We start from the raw sequence: 1160 nt of genomic DNA on the forward strand, positions 1-1160 counted from the left end.
GCCAGCTCGGCCGCCGCCGTGGGGGTGGGGGCGCGGCAGTCGGATACGAAATCAATCAGCGTCGTATCCGTTTCATGGCCCACGGCGGAAATGACGGGAATGCGGCACGCCGCCACCGCACGCAGCACGGCCTCGTCGTTAAAGGCCATGAGGTCTTCCAGCGATCCCCCGCCGCGCGCGACAATCAGCACATCGGGGCGCGGCAGGGCGGCTGTGCCGTCAATCGCATCGAAACCGGCAATGGCGTGGGCGATCCGTTCCGCCGCGCCCTCGCCCTGCACCGGCACCGGCCAGACCAGAACGGGATGGGGAAAGCGCCGTGCGATCGTGGTGCGTATGTCATGCAGCACCGCGCCCTGCGCCGATGTGACCACCCCGATCACACGCGGCAGGAACGGCAGCGCCTGCTTGCGTTCGGCATCGAACAGTCCTTCCGCCGCCAGCCGAAGCCGCAGCCGCTCGATACGGGCCAGCAGCGCGCCCTCGCCCGCGTATTCCAGCCGGTCGATCACCATCTGGTAGGACGAGCGCTCGCCATAGGCGGAAATCTTGCCGGAGGCGACGACTTCCAGCCCGCTTTCCGGCTTCAGCCCCAGCCGCGAGACGGTCCCGCGCCACACCACGGCGGAGAGCTTGCCGCCCTCATCCTTGAGCGAGAAATACAGATGCCCCGAAGGGTAACGCTTGAACTCCGTGATCTCGCCGCGCACGCGGATGCGGCCGAACGTGCCTTCGAGCGTACGGCGGATGGCGCCCGAAATTTCGGCAACCGAAAATTCAGGGGTATTGCCGCCCATGGCCGGGCCGGAGTCGGGAAACTGTTCATCCATTCCCCCAAGGTATGATAGAGACGGCCACCCCGAAAGGGCAGAGATGAAAAACGGGAGAAATGAGAGTGATGCGGGTGCTGCTGGTTGGATCGGGCGGACGTGAACATGCCATGGCCACGGCCATCGCGCGCTCCCCCTTACTCGACTCCCTGTTTATCGCGCCGGGCAATCCGGGCACGGCGGCGCTGGGCACGAACTGCGACATACGGGCCGATGACGTGCCCGGCCTGATCGCGCTGGCGAAGCGTGAACGCATCGACCTGGTCATTCCCGGCCCGGAAGCCCCGCTGGTGGCGGGCATTGCCGATGCCTGCGCGCAGGCGGGCATTG

General features: G+C 66.7%; 1 protein-coding gene and 1 pseudogene. One reads left to right on the plus strand and one right to left on the minus strand.

What is annotated here, in order from left to right:
• Nucleotides 1–830 (minus strand): exodeoxyribonuclease VII large subunit (gene xseA / locus JCM25156_RS17445; protein ID WP_025814164.1); only part of this gene is annotated, 830 nt, incomplete at its 3' end.
• A gap of 68 nt (nucleotides 831–898) precedes the next feature.
• On the opposite strand from xseA, the pseudogene JCM25156_RS17450 reads away from it, so the two are divergent.
• Nucleotides 899–1160, plus strand: a pseudogene (locus JCM25156_RS17450) (phosphoribosylamine--glycine ligase); the annotation flags it as partial.

The sequence above is a fragment of the Komagataeibacter kakiaceti JCM 25156 genome (assembly GCF_000613305.1).